This is a genomic window from Polyangium sp. 6x1 (genome assembly GCF_029946515.1).
GTDB lineage: Bacteria > Myxococcota_A > Polyangia > Polyangiales > Polyangiaceae > Polyangium.
The window spans coordinates 1-18,309 of sequence record NZ_JARZHH010000060.1 but is presented as its reverse complement, the minus strand read 5'-3'; the positions used below and the strand labels follow the sequence as shown (position 1 = coordinate 18,309).

The 18,309-nt window shown below is 68.8% G+C and carries 16 protein-coding genes; 11 read left to right on the top strand and 5 right to left on the bottom strand.

Annotated features, from left to right (window positions below):
• Nucleotides 1-13: 13 nt before the first annotated feature.
• Nucleotides 14-1,456 (bottom strand): TolC family protein, encoded by a 1,443-nt coding sequence (locus QHF85_RS37865; protein ID WP_281332292.1) that lies wholly within the window; start codon nucleotides 1,454-1,456, stop codon nucleotides 14-16.
• A gap of 16 nt (nucleotides 1,457-1,472) precedes the next feature.
• Nucleotides 1,473-1,790: a hypothetical protein gene (locus QHF85_RS37860; RefSeq protein WP_281332291.1), complete on the bottom strand. Its 318-nt coding sequence runs from the start codon at nucleotides 1,788-1,790 to the stop codon at nucleotides 1,473-1,475.
• Between the two features lie 322 nt (nucleotides 1,791-2,112).
• On the opposite strand from QHF85_RS37860, the gene QHF85_RS37855 reads away from it, so the two are divergent.
• The 10 genes from QHF85_RS37855 to QHF85_RS37810 all read left to right on the top strand — a co-directional run bounded on the left by QHF85_RS37855 (nucleotide 2,113) and on the right by QHF85_RS37810 (nucleotide 13,619).
• Nucleotides 2,113-2,583, top strand: coding sequence for a glutathione peroxidase (locus tag QHF85_RS37855; RefSeq protein ID WP_348652793.1), 471 nt, complete (start codon nucleotides 2,113-2,115; stop codon nucleotides 2,581-2,583).
• 140 nt (nucleotides 2,584-2,723) lie between these two features.
• A complete protein-coding gene (locus QHF85_RS37850; RefSeq protein WP_281332289.1) occupies nucleotides 2,724-4,013 on the top strand; it encodes a hypothetical protein in 1,290 nt (429 codons plus the stop codon).
• Between the two features lie 154 nt (nucleotides 4,014-4,167).
• Nucleotides 4,168-5,811 carry an NAD(P)/FAD-dependent oxidoreductase gene (locus QHF85_RS37845; protein WP_281332288.1) on the top strand — a complete coding sequence of 548 codons (1,644 nt, stop codon included), beginning with the start codon at nucleotides 4,168-4,170 and terminating at the stop codon, nucleotides 5,809-5,811.
• Nucleotides 5,812-6,704: 893 nt separating this feature from the next.
• Nucleotides 6,705-7,694 carry a hypothetical protein gene (locus QHF85_RS37840; protein ID WP_281332287.1) on the top strand — a complete coding sequence of 330 codons (990 nt, stop codon included), beginning with the start codon at nucleotides 6,705-6,707 and terminating at the stop codon, nucleotides 7,692-7,694.
• A 39-nt stretch (nucleotides 7,695-7,733) separates the two neighbouring features.
• On the top strand, nucleotides 7,734-8,681 hold the full coding sequence (locus QHF85_RS37835) for a hypothetical protein (RefSeq protein WP_281332286.1): 948 nt from the start codon (nucleotides 7,734-7,736) through the stop codon (nucleotides 8,679-8,681).
• Entirely contained in the window at nucleotides 8,678-9,403 is a 726-nt protein-coding gene (locus QHF85_RS37830; RefSeq protein ID WP_281332285.1) for a hypothetical protein, read from the top strand. Before QHF85_RS37835 ends, QHF85_RS37830 begins: the two co-directional genes overlap by 4 nt.
• Before the next feature lie 93 nt (nucleotides 9,404-9,496).
• Nucleotides 9,497-10,078 (top strand): NAD(P)H-dependent oxidoreductase, encoded by a 582-nt coding sequence (locus tag QHF85_RS37825; protein WP_281332284.1) that lies wholly within the window; start codon nucleotides 9,497-9,499, stop codon nucleotides 10,076-10,078.
• Between the two features lie 54 nt (nucleotides 10,079-10,132).
• Nucleotides 10,133-11,101, top strand: coding sequence for an ornithine cyclodeaminase family protein (locus tag QHF85_RS37820; RefSeq protein WP_281332283.1), 969 nt, complete (start codon nucleotides 10,133-10,135; stop codon nucleotides 11,099-11,101).
• A 59-nt stretch (nucleotides 11,102-11,160) separates the two neighbouring features.
• The gene (locus QHF85_RS37815) at nucleotides 11,161-11,865 is read left to right on the top strand and encodes an NAD(P)H-dependent oxidoreductase (RefSeq protein ID WP_281332282.1); all 705 of its coding nucleotides are present in this window, start codon (nucleotides 11,161-11,163) and stop codon (nucleotides 11,863-11,865) included.
• Between the two features lie 83 nt (nucleotides 11,866-11,948).
• Nucleotides 11,949-13,619, top strand: coding sequence for a protein kinase (locus tag QHF85_RS37810; protein WP_281332281.1), 1,671 nt, complete (start codon nucleotides 11,949-11,951; stop codon nucleotides 13,617-13,619).
• A gap of 9 nt (nucleotides 13,620-13,628) precedes the next feature.
• Here QHF85_RS37810 and QHF85_RS37805 read toward each other — a convergent pair whose 3' ends face one another.
• Both QHF85_RS37805 and QHF85_RS37800 read right to left on the bottom strand, forming a co-directional pair.
• A complete protein-coding gene (locus QHF85_RS37805) occupies nucleotides 13,629-14,438 on the bottom strand; it encodes a hypothetical protein (RefSeq protein ID WP_281332280.1) in 810 nt (269 codons plus the stop codon).
• Between the two features lie 383 nt (nucleotides 14,439-14,821).
• A complete protein-coding gene (locus QHF85_RS37800) occupies nucleotides 14,822-15,583 on the bottom strand; it encodes an NAD-dependent deacylase (protein ID WP_281332279.1) in 762 nt (253 codons plus the stop codon).
• Nucleotides 15,584-15,767: 184 nt separating this feature from the next.
• Between QHF85_RS37800 and QHF85_RS37795 the strand changes: the two genes are divergently transcribed.
• Complete coding sequence (locus QHF85_RS37795) at nucleotides 15,768-16,949, top strand: saccharopine dehydrogenase NADP-binding domain-containing protein (protein WP_281332278.1); 1,182 nt, start codon at nucleotides 15,768-15,770, stop codon at nucleotides 16,947-16,949.
• A gap of 355 nt (nucleotides 16,950-17,304) precedes the next feature.
• On the opposite strand, the gene QHF85_RS37790 is transcribed toward QHF85_RS37795, so the two are convergent.
• Nucleotides 17,305-18,309 (bottom strand): hypothetical protein (locus QHF85_RS37790; RefSeq protein ID WP_281332277.1); only part of this gene is annotated, 1,005 nt, incomplete at its 5' end.

The following is an 18,309-nucleotide window of genomic DNA, read 5'->3' as shown; positions in this document are numbered from 1 at the left end:
TTCTTTCTTGCAATCAGTGCCCGGCCGCGGCGCTGCCTTCGCCGGTGGGGAGGGATGTTTTCGCCGCGCCGGCGGGGCCGAGCGCGAGGCCGCGGTGGCGGCCGGCGAGGATCTGATCGAGCGCCGCGCGCGCATTCCAGTAATCGAGCAGCGTCTCGACGTAGGTGAGTCCGGTCTGCGTGACCTTTTGCTGGCTGTCGAGGACCTGAAAGACGCTGACCTGCATGGCGTTGTACTGGAGCAGCGTCTCCGCGAGGGCTTTTTCTCGCGCAGGCAGGACGACTTCGCGGTAATGGCGCGCGCGTCGGCCGGCGGACTCGACGCGGTTCAGCGCAGAGCGCGTCGTCGCGCGGAGCGCCGTGGCGGTCGCCAGGTAGCGCTCGCGCTGGGCGCCGAACTCCGAACGAGCGCTGAGGACCGTGCCCTGGTTGCGATTGAACACGGGCAAACCCACGGTGACGTGACCGCCGATCTCCCAGATGGAAGCGTCCCGCTCGGCATGGAAGCCGCCCGAGATGTGCGGGAGGGCGCCCTCGGTTCGCGCGAGCCCTGCGCGCTTGGAGGCCACACGCATGCGCGCGTCGAGCTCCTGGAGCTCGAAGCTCGACGCGACGGCGCGCTCTTCGACCCGCTCGATCGCGAGCGCCTCGGCCGGCGGATCCGGGAGAGGGGCCTCGATGCTCCAGCGTGTCTGCTCACCGGACAAACCCAGCGCCACGTTGAGGTTTTCCCGCGCGTCGAGAAGCCGGTTTTCCGCCTCCGCGACGTCGACGCGCGCCGACTCCACCGCGGCTCGCTGGGTCGCGAGATCGACGTCGGGGAGATTGCCGACCCGGTGAAGCTCCTCCGCCGCGGCGAACCCTGCCTGAAAAGCTTTCAGCGCGCGAGCGCGGAGGTCGAGCTCTTGCTGCCGCGCTTGCACCGTGTAAAACGCGGTCCGCGCGGCGTAGGCCATGTCGAGGACCTGCCCCGCGACGCGCAGTCGCTCGGCCGCGAGCTCGGCTTCGGCGACGCCTTTGCGGAGCGGGAGCATCAGGAGCCCGGTGAGGTCGTATTCGATCCCGATGTCGAGCTGGAGCGGCTGTGCGGGATCGTCCGGTCGCCGGACGTCGAGATCGATCTCGGGGTTCGGCGGCAGGCCGGCTTGCACGAATCGACCGCGCGCGATGCCGATCTCGTAAAAGGCCGCTCGCAATTCGCGGTTTTGCGCCAGCGCGATCCGCACGGCGCCCTCGGCATCGAGCGGCTTCGACAGGAGCTTCGGCACCTCCGCCGCCGTTGTTTCCCAGTCTTCGTCCTGTCCGGGCACGGACACGGCGAGATCACGCCTGTTTCGCGCCGCGAAGAGGTCGTTCACCTCGCCCACGTGCTGGGGAAGCGATCCGCTCGCGCAGCCGGCGGACAGGCCCAGGGCGAGCGCCAGGGCGGAAAACGAAAAGAAAGGCCTCGTGGTCATGGCAGGTTTCCCTCGGTCAATGCGGGTGGCCGCTGTGGCCGCTGTGGCCGCCGTGATCGTGCCCCCCGTGGTTTCCGTGCGGGTGGCCGCCGTGCGGAGGCCCGTCGCCGCCCTGGGAGGCGCCCTGGGAGCCGGGGAGGACGCAGGGCTTGCCGGGGGCGCAGACGTCGGCTTCCAGCGGATCCGAGGCCACGAGGACCGCCGCGACGGGGGGCCGGGGGGCCGGGGACGCCGCGGGAGACGCGGGAGACTCGGGCTGGAAGGCCGAAGGGACCTCCGGTCCGCTGCAAGCGGACGTGAACAGCAGGGCGAGCAGGCCCAGGGTGGTCTTCATGCGTCGACTTCGAGCTCCTTTCCTTGCGGTTTCACATGGTTGCGTGGCATCGGTTCTTCGCGCGGACTCCGCGTTCACGCTAGCCTTCGCCTCCGCTGACGCACGCCCCCCCGAAGGATTACAGCGACCCCCCCGGTCGTCCGTCGCGGCGGCGGCCGCCCTTGCTCCCGCTTCCGCGTCCGCTCGCGCTTCCGCCGCTGCCATGGGGAGCCTCTGGCGTCGCGGCCCGACCTCGGGTATTGCGATCCCCATGCTCAATAAACTCGTAGGCGTGGTGAACCGCGCGGTGTACGGCAAGGCCCCCGAAGGCGGGCCGACCTCCATGCAGGAGCTCTCGCTCCAGAGGCTCGACGGCGGGCCGCTCCCCCTCGAAGAGCTGTCGGGCAAGGTCGTGCTCTTCGTCAACGTCGCCAGCCGCTGCGGCCTCACCCCGCAGTACGAGGGGCTGGTGAAGCTGCAAGAGCGTTACCACGAGCGCGGCTTCCTCGTGGTCGGCGTGCCCTGCAACCAGTTCCTCGGGCAAGAGCCGGGGACGGCCACGGAGATCGCTCAGTTCTGCTCGACGACCTACGGCGTCGATTTTCCGCTCCTCGCCAAGCAGGACGTGAACGGCGCAGAGCGCAGCCCGCTCTATCAATGGCTCATCGGCAGCAAAGCGGGCGGAGGCTCGGACGTCTCCTGGAACTTCGAAAAGTTCCTCGTCGGCCGCGACGGCGCGGTCCGCGCGCGCTTCTCGCCGCGCGTGACGCCCGAGTCGCCCGAGGTCGTGCAGGCGATCGAAGCCGCGCTCTGAGAAGCAAACAAAGCCATCCTCTCGGCCCCGCTTCCTCGCCACCTTGACTTTGGAAGCCGATGGGGGGCCAAATCGCCTCGATATCGACGCACGCCCATCCGCGTGTGCGCTCGTCATTCCACCTCCATCGGGAGATTCCAATGCGCTTATCTTTGAACCACAAGCTCTCCTTTTTTGCTCTCCTGCTCATCGCCACGGGCGCCTGCACGTCCTCTCCGTCATCGCCGAACGACCCGGGCTCGGGCGGGAACGGCGGGAACGGCGGGAGCGGCGGGAATGGCGGGGGAGTGGTGGACGACGCCGGTCCTGGCGACGCAGATCCGCCGCCGAACCTGTCCTGCGCGAGCGGCGACAAGACGGCATTCGAAAAAGCTCTCATCGAGATGCCCGCGGATTCGTGGGCCACGGCGGGCGAGGGAGCGCTCGCTGGCGCGACGGCGACGACGTTCAGCGCGTATTGTCATACGGTCCAGAACCCGGACCTGAAGCTCACGTCCGGCTGCGACGCCGTCGTCGAGGGCTGGGGGGGCGCGGTCACCGACGGGAGCCGCTTGTTCGCGTGGGGCGGCGGGCACAACGATTACGGTGGCAACGAGGTGTACGTCTTCGACCCGGCATCGATGACCTGGAGCCTCGTCACGCAGCCGAGCAAGTTGACGGCGGCGGATCTGGGGACCGATCCCCTCGAGGACGGTCAGCCGAATTCTCGCCACACGTACGACGGGCTCGCGTTTCTCGGCGACAAGAATGAAATCTTGGCGTGGGGCGGCTCGACCGCGCCGCTGGGCAACTCTTCGCAACGCACGTGGCGGCTCGATCTCGGCGCGGCCGCCTGGCACCTCGCCGACCCTGGCGACACGCTCCCTGCGGAAGCGGCCGGCCACTTCTGGATGGGAACCGATTACGACCCGGCGACGGGGACGGTCTGGACGGTCGATGATCTTGGCCTTTTGAAATACTCGGTCGCCGAGGACAAGTGGACCAAGGTGAATCAGAACCTGGGCAAGCGCGGCGGCTACAAGCGTGGCGTCTTCGACGCGCGTCGCTCGCTGTTCTTCGCGTTCGGCATCACCTACGACCAGGTGGGCGACCCGATTGTGAACGTCATCGACGTGAAGACCGACGGCGGTCCGGAGGTGACGTCGGAGTGGCCGCTTGTGGTGCCGATGGCCCAGGGGCCGGGCGCCGACATCGTTCCTGCGGAGGACGCGATTTACGTCTGGTCGGGCGGGGCTCCGCTCCGCATTGCGCTCGCGACGAAGACCGTGGCGCCCGTCTCGGCCGACGGCGCGCCGAGCGCTGCATGCCCGCAGGGGACCTTCGGGCGATGGCGCTACCTGAAGGCGTACAACGTCTTCATTCTGGTCAATCGCGCCGGCGAGCCGGTGCACTTCTACAAGCCTTCCGCCGCGTGCGGCCCGCAGCCCTGAAGGAGCGGGAATCTCCGGTCGTCCGTGCGATCACGGATCTCCGGCCGCTTCACGGGCCGCGCGGCGCCGATGACGCTAGCGTCTCCACGCCGTCGCGCGCAAGCGCGTGACATGAGCCCGCCTGGGCGCCAGCCATTCCGCTGGGAGGGCGCTCATGGCGCGGACACCACTTTTACGATCGCTGGAGAAGCTGGCCTCGGAGCTCCGCGCGGCGCGCGCGCGAGGGCTCACGCCCGCCGCGCTGCGCGAGGCGCGCGCGGAAGCTCGCGAACGGGATGCCGGCCGTGGGATTTTTCTCGATCGCCGCCGCTTCCTCGGCGCCGCGGCCGCGGGGGCCTCGACCCTCGCCCTCCCGCGCGCGCTGCGCGCCGCGGACAACCCAACCATCGCCATCGTCGGCGGTGGCATCGCCGGCCTGACGTGCGCCCTCGTGCTGCGCGATCGCGGCCTCTCGGCCACGGTCTACGAGGCCTCCGGCCGCATCGGCGGGCGCATGTTTTCCAACACCACGTCCTGGGACGCGGATCAAGTCAGCGAGTGGTGCGGTGAGCTCATCGATAGCAACAACCGCACCCTGTTCGCCCTCGCGCGCCGATTCGGCCTGACCGTGGACAGCCTGGAGGGCGCAAAGCCGTCCGGCCTGGAGAATACGTATTTCTTCGGCGGCCGTTATTACCCCGTCGCCGAGGCCGAGCGCGATTTCGCGCGTGTCTACCCCGCTCTCCTTTCGGATCTGCGCGCCGCGGGCGAGATCACCACCTACGACCGCGCGACACCCGCGGGGCGCGCGCTCGATCAAATGAGCGTGTTCGACTGGATCGCCTCGCGGGTCCCGGGCGGGCACGGCTCGCCGCTCGGGAAGCTCCTCGACGTGGCCTACGTCATCGAGTGGGGCGCCGATTCACGGGATCAGTCCGCCCTGAACCTCGTTTACCTGCTCGGCCACCAGCCAGAGCCCGACCATTTCTCCATGTTCGGCGAATCCGACGAATCGCATCACATCCAAGGCGGCAACCAGCAGATCCCCATGGCCATCGCCGAGGAGCTCGGTCCAGACGCCGTGAAGCGCGGGCATCGGCTCCTCCGCCTGCGCGAGAGCCCGGCGGGGAGGCAGGTCCTCACCTTTCAACGAGGGCCGGGCGCGATCGACGTCGTGGCCGATTGGGTCGTCCTCGCTCTCCCGTTTGCCGCCTTGCGCACCCTCGACCTCGGGGACGCCGGTTTCGACGCGCGCAAGCGCCTCGCGATCGCGGAGCTCGGCCGGGGGCACAATGGCAAGCTTCACCTCCAGTTTTCGCGCCGCTACTGGCGCGACGAGGGCGCCTGGCCAGGCCGGAGCGATGGATCCACGTATGCCGATACCGGCTACCAGAACACCTGGGAGGTCAGCCGCGCCCAGCCGGGCGAGCCCGGGCTCCTCGTCGTGTACACCGGCGGGGCCGTGACGGACGCGATGTCGACGCGAATGCCTTTCGCCACCGTCAAGGACGCGGGCGTCCTCGCGGATACGCGCGCGGGGCTCGGCTGGCTGGAAAAGGCCCTGCCAGGAAGTTTTACGTACTGGAACGGGAGAGCGACGCAATCGATTCCGCATTTGAACCCGCTCTACGAGGCGTCGTATTCTTATTATCGCGTGGGGCAGCGGGTCCTGTTCGGCGGCTACGAGGCGGCTCGCCAGGGCGGGGTGCTCTTCTGCGGCGAGCACACATCGCTCGATTTCCAGGGGCACATGGAGGGCGCCGCCTCCCAGGGCGCACGCGCGGCGGAGGAGCTCGCGCGGCTCATCCAGGGAGGGTGAGGGAGGCTCCGCGCGCGCCCCTCACCCCGAGCGATACCGATCTCGTCAAACACCGCTCTCAATTCGCGATTCTGCGCCCCTGCTCGAAGGATTCCAGCGAGCCCCGTGGGCGCCCGCCGCGTCCGCCTCCGCCCCCCGCGACCCGCCACGAGGCGCAGGTTTTTGGCGCGCGAGGGTGATCGAACGTTCGAACGGGGTCGGGTGAACGTGACGCGTGGGTGATCGATGGCTTGGTCGGTCGCTGGTGACGGGGGCGCGAGCGGGATCGAGCATTCGAGCGGCCGCTGGCGACGGTGACGCGTGGGTGATCGAAGGTTCGGTCGGCCGCTGGTGACGGGGGCGCGAGGGGGATCGAGCCTTCGAGCGGCCGCTGGCGACGGTGACGCGTGGGTGTTCGAACGCGCGAACGGGCGCGGGAGACGGTGACGCGAGGGCGACCGGGCGTTTGGAGCCGCGACGGTGAGGGCGGCGGGGAGCCGCAACGGCCTCCGCCCATGGATCGTTACGCCGCGCACGCTCCTCCCAATGGCGACGTTTTGGTGAGCGTCCGCCGAAGGAGCGAAAGATTGAATATGGTTCCGACGACCTTCATGGGGGAGTCCGTGCTCCGCAGCATGGTCGGGATGCGCGGCCGCCCGGTGGATCCTTCGCGGACGGCGGATGCAGAGCACGCGCGGGCGAGTCCTGGGCAGATTGACGCCATGTCTGCGTCGCTCTTGCATGCCCCCGACAGCGTTTGTCGCGCGCGCGTCGTACGGGACAGATCGTCCGGGGGCATTTCATGACGAACCGCGCGCATCGTCGTCGTGAACATGCCTCGGCGCGGGGGTACGGACGTTGCTCCCCCTGTGGCCATGACACACCACAATCGATTCAAGCCGTCGACAGCGCACATGAACCGGATCGCAGGCCTCGGGCTCTCCGCGCTTTGCGCCTCCACGGGATGTGCACCGGCCCCCGAGACGGACGAGGAGACCGGTCTGGTGGAGCTTTTCGCGGGCGCCTACGACCACTGCGCGAACGTCCTGGAAGGAGACCTGTTCAACAGGATCAGCTCGCAAGATGCCTCCGCCAGCAATGCCCGTACGATCATCTGGCAAACCTTCCTGTCGATGAATGAAAACGACGCCTACCAGAGGTATTCGAATTACCACGACGAGGCGCACCGGGCGGGCGGCGGCGGGGGCCTCTCGGTGTTCGGCCTCTTCGACGTGAACGGTAGTGGCGCCGACGAGCGCAAGCTCACGCGCCAGCAATTCGGAGAGCTCTATCGCCACATGCGTAGCCTGAACGCTTCGGCGAGCTCTTCGGACTGGAGCCAAAGCTCCTCCTTCACGAGCGCGTACACCTCGTACATCCGGGACGCGAACACGATCGAAGCGTGGCGGCAGTGCGTGACGGCTCGGCCGGAGCCCGGCCTCTACGCCTATGGCAGCCGGGACGACGCGGGGAACGCCTACGTGCAGGTCGTCTGGTCGCCCGGGAATTTCGCTGGAATTGCGCCTGCGATCGAGGTGGAGTTCGTGGCGCAGGAGGGTTTTACCATGGACCCTGGCCGGGCGCGGGTCGCGGTCGGCACCGGCAGGAGCTTCGCGGTGCGCGGCGCGGCCTCGTCGCGTGAATTCGAGGTCCACGTGAATGGGACCTACCAGGAGGTCGGCAGCTTTCAGGCGCAAGCGAAGATCCCGCCCGCCGTGGTCCCCTCGCTCGTGACTCCGGACGGCTGTGAGCAGCGCAGGCTCTCGGCTTTCTTCGCCGGGACCTTGCCGCAGGAGTCCCTCGGAAAGCTCCGAAGCTTCGGATACGTTCCGATCCACAACGTGCAGGACGACCCGTCGTCCCGCGTCATGGCGTACCTCCCCTGCGATCCTTCGAGCCCTTGATGGCGGCTGCAGTCGCTCACCGTTCGAGAGGAGAGAGCAATGATACGCAATGTGGCGACGATTCATGGGCTCGTCCTGGTGGCCGGGACGCTGCTGCTGCAAGCGAGGCCAGCGCGCGGGGACGAATCCTACACCGTCATCCTGCAGAGGTGCGGAGAAGACAGCCTCGACCCGGAGCAGGGGCACCGGCGGAACGAGTGGGCCAGGCAGTGCTTTCCTGACAAGAAATCACTGATCGACGTGTTCGAGGGCATGAACCAATACGCGCTCGTTCACAACGCGGCAACGGATAGCTGGAAGGGACCTCTCGCCCCGTCCCTGAGCCTGGCCCATTTGGGATTCCTCGGGATCGGGTCCGTGAGCAGGCACGCGCTCGCTTCCGCTACGCAGATGCCCTCCTGCGACGGCTGGGAGATCAAAGCTTTCTGCGTGGTCTCCTGCTACACGCCCGAGCAGCGTATCCTTTTCGAGGAGGGGTACGTCCCGATCGTCGACGCGACCGAGCGTCTGCTCTCGAACGTGGTGACGCTCCGGCGCGATTCCACGCTCGAGGGGCTCCTCTTTCAAACGCTCCCCGTCGAATCCTATAGCCGCTCCTGGCGGGACGCCTCCGAGGTCGTGCGGACGTTCGACATGGAGAGCGGAGGCCGCCTGCGCGTCACGCTCAATCACCCGATGGTCACCGCGGAGGGCGTGGTCAAACCCGCGCTGGAGGTGAAGGCGGGCGAGTCGCTCGTCAAGAAGGACGGAGCGTTCGATCCCATTGCACGCACCCACGACGATCTCTTCTTCGGCAAGGTGTACAACATCACCCCGGCCTCGAACGATCCGGTCGAGAACATCGTGGTCGCCGAGGGGTACCTGAATGGATCCGCCAGGTACCAGTTCGACCAGGCATTCGTCGATCTTTACTACCGCAAGATGCTCCGGGAGACGATGGATCTCGGAGGCGCCGTGCCCGAGGTGTCCACGAGGAGCGAACCATGAAGCCCCGTCGTGCCCGCATTCTCGGCGTCGTCGGGCTCGTCGCGGTGGGCGTGGCATGGCTCCAAGGCGACGACGAACTCACGCCGGTCGGCGTCGCGCCGAAGGACACCGTCGAGGTCGGCTCTCCTCCGCCTCCGGCACCCGCTCCCCGCTCCGCGCCGGCGGCGAGGCTCACCCCGCCTCCGGAGAAGGAAGAGAGGTCGCTCTCCCCGGCCCTCCGGGAGCAGCTCCATGCCTACAATGATCTCAAGAAAAGGACGCTTTTCCCCGCCGATCTCGACGGCAAGCTCGAGGCGATCTTCGCGGGGAAGGACATGCTGGCGATTGCAGGGCGGTTCCTTTCGGATTCCGCCCTGCAGGAGGCGTACGTCAGCGAGGACGAGGACATGCGCATCACGCTCGTCGATTATGTCGGAGATGCCGCGCTCGGCCGTTTCAGCTTCGAGGATGAAACACAAGCCAGGCAGCTTCTCCTGCGGCTGCTCGACATGCCGCTTCTGCTGTCCGGGAAGGAACTCCGCCAGGCGAAGTCACTGATGGGGGACCGCATCGAGCTCATGGCGTACTACACGCAGATCGATGGGGAGGGAGCCAAGGCGTACCTCGTCCGCCATCGAGGGCAAGACGTGTACGAGCATCTCGCGAAGGGCTACTCGAACGGCCTCTACGCGCTGGGTCATGGCGCGGCGGAGATCGAGGGCGCGCTCGCCGAAGCAAGGTGAGGGCGTCCGTCGACCCCACGGAAGCGGCAACTGCAGCAACCCCGCCGCTTCCGTGCCATCCTCCCCCTCCTCAATCCCTGGAGATCGACCCTCATGATTCGAGTCGCCATCCTCATCGGCAGCACGCGCCCTGGACGCAAAGCCGAGGCCGTCGCCCGCTGGGTCCACGACCTCGCCGTCAAGCGCACCGACGCGACCTTCGAGCTCGTCGACATCGCGGACTACGGCCTCCCGCTCCTCGACGAACCCCATCCCCCGTCGCTCGGAAAATACACGAAGGATCATACGAAGGCCTGGAGCGCGAAGATCGCCTCCTTCGACGCGTACGTCTTCGTCACGCCCGAATACAACCACGGCCCCTCGGGCGCCCTGAAGAACGCGATCGATTTCCTCTACCGCGAATGGAACGACAAGGCCGCCGGCTTCGTCGCTTATGGCAGCGCCGGCGGGACCCGCGCCGTCGAGCAGCTCCGCCTCGTGCTGTCCGAGCTCCAGGTCGCCCACGTCCGCAACCAGGTCGCGCTCTCGCTTCGCACCGACTTCGAGAACTTTTCCGTTTTCAAGCCGGCCGATCATCACGCGAAGGTGGTCTCCGGCATGCTCGACCAGGTTGTTGCCTGGGGCGGGGCGCTCGCGAACCTTCGCGCCTCCCGCGCCGCCAAGCCGGCCCCTTGATCCGCGCCGGGTGATGGAAGCAGGTCGCCCGCTGATCTATATCGCCGGCCTCCCATGCCTCCGCACCAGACCATCCTCCTCTCGCGCTCCGACGTCCGACAGCTCCTCTCGATGGAGGCCGCCATCGCCGCGGTCGAAGCCGCCTTCACGGCGCACGGCGAAGGCCGCGCGCTCATGCCGCCGAAGGTCTACCTCGAGCTCGACGCCTACCACGGCGACCTGCGCGCGATGCCCGCGTACGTGGACGGCGCCGCGGGCGTCAAGTGGGTGAACTCCCACCCGGAGAACCCCGCGCGCTTCGATCTGCCCGCCGTCATGGGCATGTACATCCTCACGGATCCCGCGACCGCGCTGCCCCTCGCCGTCATGGATGCCACGCTCCTCACGGCCGTGCGCACCGGTGCCGCCGCCGCGATCGCCTCGAAGCACCTCGCCCCGCGTGCGCCGAAGACCGTGGGGTTCGTCGGGTGCGGCGTGCAGGCGCGCACGCTGCTCGAAGCGCATCGCGCCGTCTACGGCGACACGTTCGAGGTGCTCTGCGCCGACGTCTCCGAGCACGCCGCGCGTGCGTTCGCCGAGGAGGCGCGCGGGCGCGTCGTGTCGATCGCGGAGGCCTCGGGCGCCGACGTGGTGAACGCCTCGACGCCGGCGCGCGCGCCCGTCGTGATGCGCGCCTGGGTGAAGGACGGCGCGCACGTCAATGCGATCGGCGCGGATGCGCACGGCAAGCAGGAGCTCGATCCCGCGATCCTCGTCGAGGGGCGCGTCGTCATCGACGACTGGGAGCAGGCCACGCACAGCGGCGAGGTGAACGTCCCCCTGGAAACGGGCGTGCTCCGCCGCGAGCAGATCCACGCGACGCTCGGCGAGGTCCTCGCGGGCAAGCGACCGGGACGCGAGGGCGCGCGGATCACGGTGTTCGATTCGACGGGGCTCGCCGTGCAAGACGTCGCGCTCGCGCGGGTCGTGCATGCGGCCGCGCGCGAACGAGGGCTCGGGACGAGCTTCGACTTCTTCCGCTGATACGATGCGCGTGGCGCCCCCGGGGGGGGTCGCCATCTTTCTTGAAGGAGCGCCACGCCATGAAGGTGTTCATCGTTCACGCGCACCCGGAGCCGAAGAGCTTCAACGCCGCCCTGACGCGCCTCGCCGTCGAGACGTTCGAGGGCGGCGGGCACGACGTCGTCGTGTCGGATCTCTACGCGATGGGCTGGGATCCCGTCTCGGGTCCGCACAACTTCACGGGCCGCAAGGATCCCGTCGTCTTCAAGCAGCAGATCGAGGAGGCCCACGCGGTCGAGACGAACGGTTTTTCGCCCGCGGTGCAGGCCGAGATGGAAAAGCTCGTCGGCTGCGACGCGCTGATCTTTCAGTTCCCGATGTGGTGGTTCTCGATGCCCGCGATCCTGAAGGGCTGGGTCGATCGGGTGTTCGCGTTCCAGCGCATCTACGGCGCGGGCCGGTGGTACGACCACGGCACGATGCGCGGCAAGCGGGCCATGGCCTCCATCACCACGGGCGGGCCCGCGACGATGTACGAAGAGACCGGCCTCGCCGGCGACATGAACATGCTGCTCGCGCCCGTCAATCAGGGCATTTTCCGGTACGTCGGCTTCGACGTGCTGCCGCCCTTCGTCGCCTGGGCGCCCGCGCGCACCACCGAGGAGGATCGCGTCCGCATGCTCGCCGCCTACCGAGAGCGCCTGCTCGCCTGGGACACGACGACGCCGATCGGCTACCCGCCGCTCTCCGCGTACGACGGCTCGTTCCGGCGCGCGCGCGCCTGACCGGGAGGCGCGCCGCGCGTGGAAAAACGGCCGTGCTTTCTGCCTTAGGGCAAGAGATACTCGCTCGCCGAGGCGCTCTTCCCGTGACGACCGACAAGGGCGAGGACGATCGAAGGCCGGCAGACGAGGGCGGATCCGCGGTCGTGAGCCCACCCCCGAGCCGTCCCGGGCCCACGATGCGCGCCCGGCCCCTCTCGCCGCGCGCCCCGTCGTCGCCCTTCTTCCGCAACGAGGCCATCCCCGGCGTCGCCCACCTCTACGACGGCCCGCCACCCTCCGCGACCGCGACCCCGGCCGCCGCCGCGCCCTTGCTCTTCGTCTGCGACGAGTGCTGGCGGACGTTCACGGATGGCTCGCAGCTCTCCTGCGCCTGCGAGCGTCCTCGCCCCACCGAGGGCTGGGCCGCGATGCCGTACGTCCTGCGCGGCCGTTATCTCTTCGTCGAGCTGCTCGGCCGCGGCGGCATGGGCGCCGTCTTCCGGGCCTACGATCAGGCCTCGAAGGATCGGCCGTGGGTCGCGGTGAAGGTCATCCAGAAGGGCATCCCGGAGCTCGAGGCGTCGCTCAAGGAGATGTTCCGCCGCGAGGTCGCCGCGGCGCAGATGCTCGCGCAGCACAAGCAGTTTTTCGTGGACGTCCTCGGCTTCGACGACGTCGCGCCGGCCTACCTCGCGCTGGAGTACGTCCCCTGGCAGACGCTCGCCGAGGTCGTGGCCTCGTTGCCTGCGATCGAGCGCCGCTTGCCGCCCGCGCAGGTGGCGCGCATCGGCATCGCCGTCCTGCGCGGCGTGGCGAAGATGCACTTCCACCGCATCGTCCACCGCGACCTCACGCCGGCGAACATCTTCGTTCGCTACGTGCCCGAGCGCGAGGGCTACGACGTCAAGATCACCGACCTCGGCCTCTGGGCCTTCGATCAGGTGCAGGGCGAGAGCGACTCGCTCTCGCTCGTGGGCATGCCCGGCACGGCGGGCACGGCCGCGTACATGAGCCCGGAGCAGTCGACGGGCGAGAAGGTGGGCGGCGCGTCGGATCTGCACTCGATCGGCTCGGTTTTGTGGGAGCTCGCGACGGGCTCGGTGCCGTACCCCGCGACGACCGACGGGCGCGTGCACGAGATCATCGAGCGGCGCGCCAAGACGCTGTACGACCCGCCGGCGCGGCCTTCGTACATGCCGGAGGGGCTCTACCACGTGCTCGTCAAGGCGCTCTCGTTCGAGACGGAGGCGCGGTTCTCGGCGGCGAACGACATGCGCAAGGCGCTCGAGGCGTTCGTCGCGTCCTACCAGCAGGAGCGGCTGCGCGATCTGGAAGACGCGCTCGGGCGGATCGACGGCCTGGCGCGGAAGGTGACGAGCCTGCGCGACAAGATGACGCCGATGCGCGAGGTGCTGGAGCGGCTGTCGCTCCTGGGGGCGATCCTGCGCGAGGCGCAGGAGCAGCGGGGCGAGGCCGAGCCGGCCGTGCTGCGGACGATCGCGGACAACACCGAGACGCAGCTCGACCAGATCACGCGGGAGATTGGCGCGCTCGCGGAGTGGCTGCGGGTGCTCGGGGAGAAGAAGGAGCTGCCGCCGCGGGCAGGGGACAAACCCGGACGGCGGGAGATCGAGGTGGTCGCCCCGCGTGAGGGACAGCGCGCGCTGTCCAAGCCGAAGCGGGACGACGAGAGCCGCGCGCGCCTCGTCTGGGGGATCGCGGTCGGGCTCGTGGTGATCGTGGTGGGGCTGTTTCTGTGGCGGACGTGGGGGTGACGCCGGCGGTTACGGCGTGCAGTACTCCTCTTGCCCGGACACCGCCGCGACCGCGACGGTCGTGCCCTTGCGGATCACGAACTCGCTGAGGCCGACTTCGGACGCGCTCGGCGCCCAGTCGTACGTGTAGCCGAGCCGCGTCCAGGGGTATCCGGGGTCGCCGTACGAGGTCATCTTCAGGTTGTCGATCCAGTCGATGTGCGCTTGCGGCGTGCCGGCGGGGAAGTCGAGATCGGCGACGTTGTCGTCGATCTCGGGGTCGGGCGAGGGGCGGAACATGCCGTCCATCGGGACCCAGAGCTCGACGACGCGGGTCTTGCCGTTGCCGGCCGGGAGGCCGAGCTTTTGCTCCATCCGCAGGTCGAGCTCGGCGCCTTTGAGGCCGGTCGCTTTGCAGAAGTCGGCGAGCTGGGGCGCCGCCGAGACCCAGACTTCCACGGCGAGGTTCGTCTCCTGGCCGACGAGCGCGTCGTAGCCATTGTACGAGGTCCAGGTGACCATCTTCACGCGGCCGTTTGCGTCGAGGACGAGGTCTGCGTTGTCCGGGCGGATGGGGGTCAGCTTGTCGGAGATCTCGTCGGCTTCTGCGACCTCGGCGTCGGCGACGGCGGCCTTGTAGAGCGTCGTCAGATCCACGCTGCCGCCGTCGCCGCCTTGGCCACCTGCGCCGCCTTGGCCACCTGCGCCGCCTTGGCCGCCTGCGGCGCCGCTTCCGCCGTCGCCGCCTGCGCCGCCCGTGTTTTCGTTGCCGCCGTCGCTGCAGCCGGCCAGGAATGCCACGAGCCCCAGAGCGACCAGGATCTGCTTCACGTTTCGCATGTCTTCTCCTCGCAAGCGCGGCACCGACTTGCGGTGCTCCAAGAACTCGCGCGATTGTCGGCGAGCGCGGCGCATCGAGCAACCGGCATGCCAGCGTCGGGGACGAAAACGTGCGGGAAGGCTGAGGGATCGGGTCCTCGATTGAGGACGGGAGGCCGATGCGGCGGCGCCTCAGGGGGCACCGATGCCCCTTGCATCGACCGCATCGCGGTCGATGCACCAGGGGTCCAGGGCTGGCCCTGCAAAGGGGGGGCGGACAGCTACAAAAAAATTCCCCGCATCGACTGCGCTTCGCGCAGTCGATGCCCAGAGGTCCAGGGCTGGCCCTGGTCCGGGTCGAGGGGTGGACAACCCCTCGTCGGGTCCGGGGTGAAACCCCGGCGCTACGCTTTCCTGCTCTCCACGACCCGCCAGATCCCTTCGAGCGCCTCCACGGCGCCCATCGGGAGCCGAAGCGCCACGGCGTGCGAGATGACCGTTGGTTCGGGGTTCACCTCGATCGTAGGCACGCCGCGCCTGGCCGCTTCGAGGACGGGCTCGGCGATGTACGGGAAGAGGCTCGACGTGCCGACCGAGATGACGACGTCGAAGCCTCGATCGAGCTCGCGGTGCAGGACTTCGAGCTTTGCCATGGGCAGCATCTCGCCGAAGAGCACGACGTCCGGGCGGAGCACTTTTTCGCAGGCGGCGCAGCGAGGGCAGGGGGCGAGGTGGGCGTAGTCCTCTACGACCTCGGTGAATGTGCAGCCGGTGCAGAGCAGGCGGTGGATGTCGCCGTGGATGTCGATCACGTTGCGCGAGCCGGCGGCGCGGTGGAAGCCGTCGACGTTTTGCGTGAGGACCCAGCTTCGGGGCAGGCGCGCCTCGATGCGCGAGAGGGCCACGTGCGCGGCGTTCGGCGAGGCGCCGCGGCAGGCTTGTTCGATCTGGTGGATGTACTTCCACGTGAGCTCCGGGGAGCGCCGGAAGACCGGGCCGGAGAGCGCTTTTTCGATGGGCATCCCCTCCTCGGTCGCGCGATCCCCGTAGAGCCCGCCGACGCCGCGGTACGTGGGGATCCCCGACGCCGCCGAGATGCCCGCGCCCGTGATGAACAGGGCCGACCGCGCCTCCGCGACGAGCTTTCCGGCCTGCTCGATGCTCATGGCGCGCAAGCCTAGCAGGCTGTTGAGAAACTTGCTGCGCGCCCTGGATCGTCGGTCGTCGTCCTCGGAATACACTTGTATTCCTGCGTCCTCCTCCCTAGCTCCAGGGCGCTCGCGGCGTTTCTCAACAGCCTGCTCGCACGCCCCTTCCTGCCCGCGCGCTCGCCGTGGTATCGAGCCGCCCATGACGACCGAGCGCGAATACGACGTGGTCCTCTTCGGCGCGACCGGCTTCACCGGCCGCCTCGCCGCCCATTACCTCGCCGAGACGTCGAGGAAAACGCCCCTCCGCTGGGCCCTCGCGGGCCGCAGCGCCCAGAAGCTCGACAGCGTCCGGCGCGAGCTCGCAGGCGTCCTGCCCGACGCTTCCCGGCTACCCGTGATCGAGGCGAGCTCGGACGATCCCGCCTCGCTCGCGCGCATGGCTCGATCCGCCCGGGTCGTTCTCACCACGGTCGGGCCTTATGCCCTCTACGGCGAGCCCCTCGTCGAGGCCTGCGTCCGCGAGGGCGCCGATTACGTCGACATCACGGGCGAGCCGCGCTTCGTGAACCGCCTGATCGAGCATTACCACGAGGACGCCCGCAAGGCCGGCCTCCGCATCGTGAGCTGCTGCGGCTTCGACAGCATCCCGCACGACCTCGGCGCGCTCTTCACGGTGCAAAAGCTCCCCAAGGACGAGCCCATCACGCTCGAAGGGTTCGTCCGCATGGGCGGCACGTTCTCGGGCGGCACATGGCAATCCGCGCTCAACGAAATGGGCGCCGGCGCCGCCGCCGCAAAAGCGCGCCCGTGGGCCAAGGACCCGCTGCCCGGCGGTCGTGTCGTCGAGGAGCTCCGGCCCCGCGTGCGCAAGGAGCCCGATCTCGGCGGCTGGGCCTGCCCCATGCCGTCGATCGACCCACAGATCGTGCTGCGCAGCGCCCGCGCGCTCGACGCGTACGGCCCCGACTTCCGCTATGGCCACAACCTCATGTTCTCCTCGGCCCTCAAGCTCGCAGGCGTGGCCGCCGGAATCGGCGCCGTCGCGGCCCTCTCGCAGCTCGGCCCAACACGCGCGCTCCTCTCGCGCCTCCGCCCGTCCGGCGAAGGCCCGAGCCCGGAGGAGCGAGCGCGAAGCTGGTTCCAGGTGACCTTCCGTGGCCGAAGCTCGACCCGCCGCGTGCTCACGCGGGTGAGCGGCGGAGACCCCGGCTATACGGAGACCGCGAAGATGGTCTCCGAGAGCGCACTGTGCCTCGCATTCGATCGGGACCGCCTCCCGCCGCACGTCGGCGTCGTGACCCCAGCCGCAGGCATGGGCGACGCGCTGATCGAGCGGCTGAAGGCAGCGGGGCTTCGGTTCGAGGTGCTCGAAGGCGCGTAGCTGGGGCTTTGCCCCAGGCCCCACCAGGAGCTATCCGCTCCTGGACCTGGACCAGCGCAAGCGCTGGACTCGGGGTCGATGAACTGCGCGATGCGCAGTTCATCGAACGGGCCAGGTCAAGACTGCGGGTGATCCTGCCAAGCAAGACGGCAGCGCTGACGGTTCAACGGGCGAGGCGGTATCAACGGCCTGTTGGAAGAACTGCGCGCAGCGCAGTTCTTCCACGAAAGGTCCAGGGCTGGCCCTGGTTCGGGTCGAGGGGCGAACAGCCCCCGCGGGGTTCGGGGCAGCGCCCCGGCGCGGCGCCTCCCGAGAGGATCGCTTCAGCCTTTTTCCCGAGATGCTCTGACGCCGATCACGGCGGGTTCAGCTCGCAGTCCCCGCTCCATTGGATCGGGTCGCCCATGTCGACGACTTCGAAGTCCGTGGGCTGGATGTCCGCGAGCGCGTATGAGTCCACGCCGACCTCGTCCCATTTGTGGGTCGTGAACCGATCGCTCTGCGCCGTGAGCGCGATGTTGCCCGCGTCGGCCAGGAACATGCCGTATTTTTGCAGGCCTCGCGCGACGACGCGGGCGCCCTCGGTCGGCAGCGTGTCGAGCGGGTAATCCGCGCGCAGCCGGAAGCGCACGCCGTAGGGCGGCGCGTTCGGGCCGCCGGAGGTCGGGCCCGTGCTGTGCGTGCCCGGATGCACGTATACGTTGTCGCGAATGCGCGCGTTCGGCAGGATGAACCGGATCGCGTGGTCGATCGATCCGGCCGCCACCTCGTCGGCCGAGAACAGCATCGCCGAGATGGGGAAGCCGCCCGCGTCCGCCGAGGTGCAGCCCTCGCCGCGCAGGTTCGGCGGGTACGACTTCGTCAGGTCCCACGTCACCGCGCAGCCGCCGTAGAACGTGCCGCCCACGATGTTTGCCCGCCACATCTCGTAAAGCTTCTTCGTCGGCTGATGCACCACGAGCAGGTGGCAATCGCCGTCCGTCGTGCACTCGTAGCCTTGCTCGCCCTCGAGTGCGCCGCCCGCCGGAACGGGGTAGGGGACGTGCTCGCAATCGGGCGAGTAGAAATCGTTCGTCGTCTCGAACGTGCGCATTTCGGTGCTCGCGTCGGCGTGGAGCAGCTCGATGCTGAAATCGATCCGGAACGCGCCTGCGCCCCAGCCGCCATTGTCCGCGAGCCAGCCCGTGATCGCGTCCGACTCCGCGTTCTTCGGCAGGGCCGAGACGTCCTTGTTCCACGGGTTCGGCGCCTCGAAGAGCCCCGCCGGCGTCCCCGACCCGCCTGCGCCGCCGCCGCCGCCCACGCCGCCGCTGCCGCCTGCGCCGCCGCTGCCGCCTGCGCCTGCGCCGCCGCTGCCGCC

Bases quoted from the DNA above. Each gene is read 5' to 3' on its own strand.
- QHF85_RS37850 (WP_281332289.1), top strand. From the start codon at position 2,724: ATGCGCTTATCTTTGAACCACAAGCTCTCCTTTTTTGCTCTCCTGCTC.
- QHF85_RS37865 (WP_281332292.1), bottom strand. From the start codon at position 1,456: ATGACCACGAGGCCTTTCTTTTCGTTTTCCGCCCTGGCGCTCGCCCTG.
- QHF85_RS37815 (WP_281332282.1), top strand. From the start codon at position 11,161: ATGAAGGTGTTCATCGTTCACGCGCACCCGGAGCCGAAGAGCTTCAAC.
- QHF85_RS37860 (WP_281332291.1), bottom strand. From the start codon at position 1,790: ATGAAGACCACCCTGGGCCTGCTCGCCCTGCTGTTCACGTCCGCTTGC.
- QHF85_RS37835 (WP_281332286.1), top strand. From the start codon at position 7,734: ATGATACGCAATGTGGCGACGATTCATGGGCTCGTCCTGGTGGCCGGG.
- QHF85_RS37795 (WP_281332278.1), top strand. From the start codon at position 15,768: ATGACGACCGAGCGCGAATACGACGTGGTCCTCTTCGGCGCGACCGGC.
- QHF85_RS37805 (WP_281332280.1), bottom strand. From the start codon at position 14,438: ATGCGAAACGTGAAGCAGATCCTGGTCGCTCTGGGGCTCGTGGCATTC.
- QHF85_RS37800 (WP_281332279.1), bottom strand. From the start codon at position 15,583: ATGAGCATCGAGCAGGCCGGAAAGCTCGTCGCGGAGGCGCGGTCGGCC.
- QHF85_RS37825 (WP_281332284.1), top strand. From the start codon at position 9,497: ATGATTCGAGTCGCCATCCTCATCGGCAGCACGCGCCCTGGACGCAAA.
- QHF85_RS37840 (WP_281332287.1), top strand. From the start codon at position 6,705: ATGAACCGGATCGCAGGCCTCGGGCTCTCCGCGCTTTGCGCCTCCACG.
- QHF85_RS37845 (WP_281332288.1), top strand. From the start codon at position 4,168: ATGGCGCGGACACCACTTTTACGATCGCTGGAGAAGCTGGCCTCGGAG.
- QHF85_RS37820 (WP_281332283.1), top strand. From the start codon at position 10,133: ATGCCTCCGCACCAGACCATCCTCCTCTCGCGCTCCGACGTCCGACAG.
- QHF85_RS37855 (WP_348652793.1), top strand. From the start codon at position 2,113: ATGCAGGAGCTCTCGCTCCAGAGGCTCGACGGCGGGCCGCTCCCCCTC.
- QHF85_RS37830 (WP_281332285.1), top strand. From the start codon at position 8,678: ATGAAGCCCCGTCGTGCCCGCATTCTCGGCGTCGTCGGGCTCGTCGCG.